This is a genomic window from Vibrio sp. 10N.261.52.A1, from assembly GCF_002876325.1.
Taxonomy (GTDB): Bacteria; Pseudomonadota; Gammaproteobacteria; order Enterobacterales; family Vibrionaceae; genus Vibrio; species Vibrio chagasii.
Map to the genome: position 1 here is coordinate 1 of NZ_MCYD01001176.1, position 5,258 is coordinate 5,258.

Below are 5,258 nucleotides of genomic sequence, written 5' to 3' on the forward strand. Positions count from 1 at the left end.
TGGCTGGGCACCTGCTGCCTATATGCTTCCTCGACCAAAGCAATCGCTGATTGTACCTGACGCGAATGGAGAGCCGCTTACTTTCTACCCGTCAGATATCAAAGCTCTCGGGACATTACTATGGTCTGAAGCGCCGTTTAGTTCTCGCTTTATTGGTGGGCGCTGTAACATAAAAGACCCGGAGAGAGATGAAAATGGGCGTGTTGTCGACCCGAATTGTGTAGATACCAACCCAGCCAGTTGGCACTTATCGATCTTAAATCAACTGGGCATTTCCAAGCGTAGCTTAATCATGGATGCAACCTATGACTATCAAGTTTGGAATCAACCTGTTGTTGGTTATAAGGTGACCTATTTTAATCCACAAACGAACCAAACCGCTTCTCAACCAGCAGCGGTAACCATTGACCTGAGTGATTACCGTAAAGATAGATTTTCTAGTTACCGTTCTTCAAATGCCCAAAGTGTGGTTGGCGTTCAGATGGTGGTCAGTTATGTCGTTGAGACGTCCCCAACCCATAGAACCAGTGACTCACCGCGTTACGATGGTATTACTAACGTTACTTATTACTACGACTTGGAGCTTGATCAAAATGGTAATGCGATTGGTGGTGAATGGTATCAGAACCGACATCCAGACTTTTTATGGACACCGACTCCTCAATCGGTAGCTAAGTCATACTATGATGGTCAAGGGCTGTGGGACATTACACAGCCTGTTCCTCAATCTTGGCAAGATAACGCTCGTAGAGCATCACGCAGCACTCAACCACTGACATCAGTAGTACAGGCTCTGTTCGAAGCATCGAGTGGTACGCAGACCGCTGGTGAATGGCGAAGTATTGTTACTGAGTCAGAGGATGGATTGAAATGTCTAGATGCTGAAGTCGATGGCTCTAAATCAGGTTTAGTCATTTATGGTTGGCGCTGTCACGATGGTGATAATCAAAAGTGGAAAATGAATGCGAATGGCAAGTTGATCAACAAAGCCGCACCAACTATGTGTCTTGACCAGAATGGAATAGATATTAGCTTAGAGTTGTGCCGTAATCATGAGACTCAACAATGGCGTTGGGATAATGGTCAGTTGAAGAATGGCTTAGCAAACTCACTGAAATGGAATGACCGCACTTGGCGGGTGGGGGCTGATATCAACGGTAGCCAGTGGCGTTGGAAATAAACTGAATTGGTGGCCCGCCTAATGTGGGCCGTTTTCTTCCATCAATTCGCGGGTGTTAATCAGAAGGCGGAGAGAGCATTAACTTAATTTTCTGCACCCTAGATAGCTGCGTATTCTTGAGGTCTGTCCATATTAGCCTCCATTCTTGGAAAGTAACCGTGATGGGATTAAAACTGTCCACTGGTTTGGTGACGCCGTAACGCACGATTTCCACTTCCGGTTCAAAAGTACCAAAGAACTTATCCCAGATAATAAGCACACCAGCGTAATTTTTATCGATGTATTGCGGGTTCCTGCCGTGGTGCACTCGGTGGTGCGATGGCGTGTTAAAGAGGTACTCTAGAGGCCCTAAGCTTCGAACCCACTGTGTGTGAACAAAGAACTGCAAACCTAGGTTTAAAAGCACCACGAAGACCACCCACTTGGGGTCGAACCCTATGATGACGAGTGGCACCCAGAATAGCCACATCCCCGCGACTGGGTACATTAAGCTTTGACGAAATGCGGTACTAAAGTTCATGCGCTCTGAACTGTGATGCGCGACATGAGCGGCCCACATCCAGCGAACCCGATGACTTGCTCGATGGAACCAGTAGTAAAAAAAATCCTGTAAAATCATGAGCACAATGAAACTCAACACGCCCATCTCTATGTCCATTAAACGCCAACCAAATAACCATAGGTAAAGCTGAACGATCAGCAGCCCGGTCAATAAGTCCGAGAGCTGATGCATACCTGCCAGTGTGAAATTACATACCACTTCAGATAGCTTATAGCTTGAGTTATCTGGTAATCGTCCTTGTTTCTGACCAATAAAATACTCCGCCAGCATGCAAATCATGAACAAAGGCGCCAGTACCAATAGTAGCCATTCTGGGTGATTGATTAATGCGTCGATATTCATCCTTTATCCTTGTGGGTCCACTCTGAGTGATGAGGTGATATGTTGAGTTAATCGCTATTCATTAATTCGCCTAGGTAGCAGGTTTTTCTACCAGCGAGCGAAGTGATCTTCGGTTAAACCAAGCACCTCATCGAGCTGGTGGATTGTCCCTTCGTTGTCTTTAATTGAGCCAGAAAAGTGACCGATGAACTGGCGAAAGTTACTCTTTAACAGCCATAGGTTGAGCTTTTCGCTGCGGTGGTTGCAGGGAGTAAAAGTCAGGTTGATGCGTCCATCTGCAGACGTTATCTGCCAAGGCAAATGGGTATCTTGGCGGCTAAATGTAAACTGTGCATCACTAAGTAAGTGTCGGGTTCCATTAATCCACAGTACGTTTTCACAGCCACCTGTTTCATTAACTCCAGCCGCGAGGTTAAGCCCAATGTTCGTGTTATCAACTAGCGCATTGATGCTAGCCCAACGCCAACTGGTTTCACGTCTCATGTATCCAGCAGAAAAGTCATAGCCAGCACGTGCGTCGTTGAGAGAGACCGCTCGTTGGTTGATCTCAAGCGTTCCAGTTACTGTTAGTGCATTGTGCTTTTGGGTGTAGGTCCACCCTGAATAACCGGTTGGTGTGCACATCGCCATAGGCAAGCTTTGGGGCTCTGGTCGTAGGTTAAGTTGTGCTTTCACATGCTTGGTGTTAAGTGAGATGCTCCAATGTCCGTCTTTAATATCAAAGACAATACTATGACCTGCGATTTTTGTTGTGCCTTGAAAGGGGGAGTGAGTAACTTGCTTATCAACTCCTAAAGGTCGCAGCCAATTGGACTCTTCTAGGTGATTACTCTCTATGTCGTATACGTAACAAAACGCCGAACTCAAGTAACGAATGTCAGCAATAGCAACGCCAATGATGTGAGTCTGTGTAACTAGGCTCGCAAACTGAAATTGCTTGTAATGGAAGTGCTTACTCCAAGCGCTTGCTTTTGCGTCCATGGCGTTTCGATAGTCAAACTTATCGATGTTGAGATGTTTTGGGACACCATCGAAATGCCCAATGATTGGCTGACCATTAGAGTTAATCACGCAGTCTGGAGCTGGAAGTGTGTTTATCATTGCGATGGTTCACATTAATTTAACAATTAACCCCATTGTGCGGTGAGTTTAGTAGAATTTGGAGGTCATATTCGGACAGGAGCGGGTTTCTAATCACGATCTTACCTATTTAGGGGCGATAGTGAGCGGTTACGTTGACGGAGGGGATCTGATTTAGGGAGATTCGATTGAACATTATCGCAGAGTACATGCCAACCGAACACCGCCATCACCTGGGCGCTTTAGATGTGGGATTATTGCTCAATGCCATAGAACAAAGAGGCGTGAATACTGAAGAACTACTCTTTGGTTTAGGACTTGAAAGTGCCGATTGGCGAGATCCCAATACGAAACTGACTTACGCGGATAAACTGTCTATTTTCAGTGCTGTAAACCAAAGCTTTCCACATGATAGTTTGGGTTTATGGCTTGGGGAAAACGCTAGCTTGAGCCACTTTGGTGTGTTGGGGTATGTGTTATCGACCAGTCAAAACGTAGAAGAGGCGATCAAGGCAGGTTTTAAATACCTACGCTTGAACGGGCCGATCTTCTCGGTAAAGTTGATTCGAGATGGTGAGAAAGCTGCGATACTGATCGACAACACATTAGAGGTTGGGGACCTGCTTCCTTTCTGCAGCGAGTACTTTCTTAGCTCGATCCTTTCTTTGTTTCAGGAACTGACTGGCTCTGTATTATCGATTGAAACGCTGTTGTTGCCTTATCCGCGCCCCAATTACGCCGCATTGTATAATGAACGGTTTGCGTGTGATGTCGCCTTTGATCAGGCCAGTTGTGAGATGCGATTTGATGGATCGGTGTTGTCCCAAACCCTACTAACTCATGACGCCGCCACTCTGAAACGTTACCTCACTTCTTGCCAATCGATTGTTGATACCTTGGATTCAGAGCATCTATTAACCAACCAGATAAAAACGATCTTCTACCAAACGGTAGGTCACTTTCCCGGTATTGAGCGACTCGCAGAGCAGTTTGGTTGCAGCTCTCGTACACTCAGGCGCGAGCTGAACGCTCATGATTCCAGTTATCAGACATTATTATCGGAAGTTCGTATTGAGTTAGCCAAAGAGCTTTTACTTGCGACAACCATGAGCATTGAGGATATCGGTGAAAGGCTTGGCTACAGTGATCCTGCAAACTTCAGAAGGGCATTTAAAGGCTGGCTTCATAAAACACCAGCACAGTTTCGCAATGACCTCAGCTGATCCGATACCACGGTAGTTGGCTGGTGATTTGAAGCTAGATTGTCCAAAGAGGTTATTTAAAGAAGGTCTCCCGAAAGCCAGACACCTGTTGTTGATAGTATGTATCCCACTCTTGGGTGCTCCAGTCCCTATGGCTGGTAGACCGCAGTATATCTAAGGACGACTTTAGTTGAGCGAATTGTTCATGATAAGTTGCCACCGTTTGCTGTTGCTTCGCTACTTGTTGTTCACGAGCCACAATGTTGCTTGCTTGTGATTCATCCAAATATATCTCTTGCAGTTCTGCCTTAATGGAGGCTAGCTCGGTTGGGCTAAAGCTACTCGGAAGTAATGACATAGCGAGCTCGTATTGTTGTGCTTTAGTTTCTACGTTTAATGCTTCGGCTTTACTTTGCCACTGCGACAGTAATTTTTGATAGTGCAAAGTAAACTCGTTCGCTTCTATCGAATTAACTGTCTTTGCACTAAGCGTAAAGTCTAAATGCGCAAATTGATCGGAAAACAGCTGGTGGGCTAACTCACCCCATATCTGTTGCGCGGATTGCTTAAACAAGGCAACGCGCGCCTCTAAGTCATCTACAGAGTCGAGAGGGATGGTACTTTCCATAGTTTTCCACTCTGAATAGAGAGCAGGATAGTTGCTCAGTAATTCAAACCATTCTTTTGGTAACTCAGATTCTAGTTGCGATAGTTGTACCGTACAGTTGTTGGCCTGTTCGCATTGTGCCCAAAATTGGTCAAACTCACTGAACAAGCTTTTACCTTCAAGGCTAACCAGCTGCTCTGCATACGCTTTGCCATCAATCGTTACAGGCTGATTGGGTTGGCGCAAAGTGTCTTGCTGTCTTTCGGTTCCATGATTCTCAATGAG

5 protein-coding genes are annotated in these 5,258 nt (G+C 45.8%); 2 read left to right on the forward strand and 3 right to left on the reverse strand.

Going from position 1 to position 5,258, the window contains the following annotated elements; all coding sequences use genetic code 11:
- Positions 1 to 1,180, forward strand: a 1,180-nt coding sequence (locus tag BCT81_RS25060) for a ricin-type beta-trefoil lectin domain protein (protein WP_198596958.1), incomplete at its 5' end; no start/stop codon positions are given.
- 55 nt (positions 1,181 to 1,235) lie between these two features.
- On the opposite strand, the gene BCT81_RS25065 is transcribed toward BCT81_RS25060, so the two are convergent.
- Both BCT81_RS25065 and BCT81_RS25070 read right to left on the reverse strand, forming a co-directional pair.
- On the reverse strand, positions 1,236 to 2,084 hold the full coding sequence (locus BCT81_RS25065) for a sterol desaturase family protein (protein WP_102426220.1): 849 nt from the start codon (positions 2,082 to 2,084) through the stop codon (positions 1,236 to 1,238).
- A gap of 87 nt (positions 2,085 to 2,171) precedes the next feature.
- Positions 2,172 to 3,185 carry a DUF2804 domain-containing protein gene (locus BCT81_RS25070; protein ID WP_102426221.1) on the reverse strand — a complete coding sequence of 338 codons (1,014 nt, stop codon included), beginning with the start codon at positions 3,183 to 3,185 and terminating at the stop codon, positions 2,172 to 2,174.
- A 167-nt stretch (positions 3,186 to 3,352) separates the two neighbouring features.
- On the opposite strand from BCT81_RS25070, the gene BCT81_RS25075 reads away from it, so the two are divergent.
- Positions 3,353 to 4,387, forward strand: a complete 1,035-nt coding sequence (locus BCT81_RS25075; protein WP_102426222.1) for an AraC family transcriptional regulator — start codon at positions 3,353 to 3,355, stop codon at positions 4,385 to 4,387.
- Between the two features lie 52 nt (positions 4,388 to 4,439).
- Here the strand turns inward: BCT81_RS25075 and BCT81_RS25080 are convergent.
- Positions 4,440 to 5,258, reverse strand: an 819-nt coding sequence (locus BCT81_RS25080; RefSeq protein ID WP_102426223.1) for a chromosome partitioning protein ParA, incomplete at its 5' end; no start/stop codon positions are given.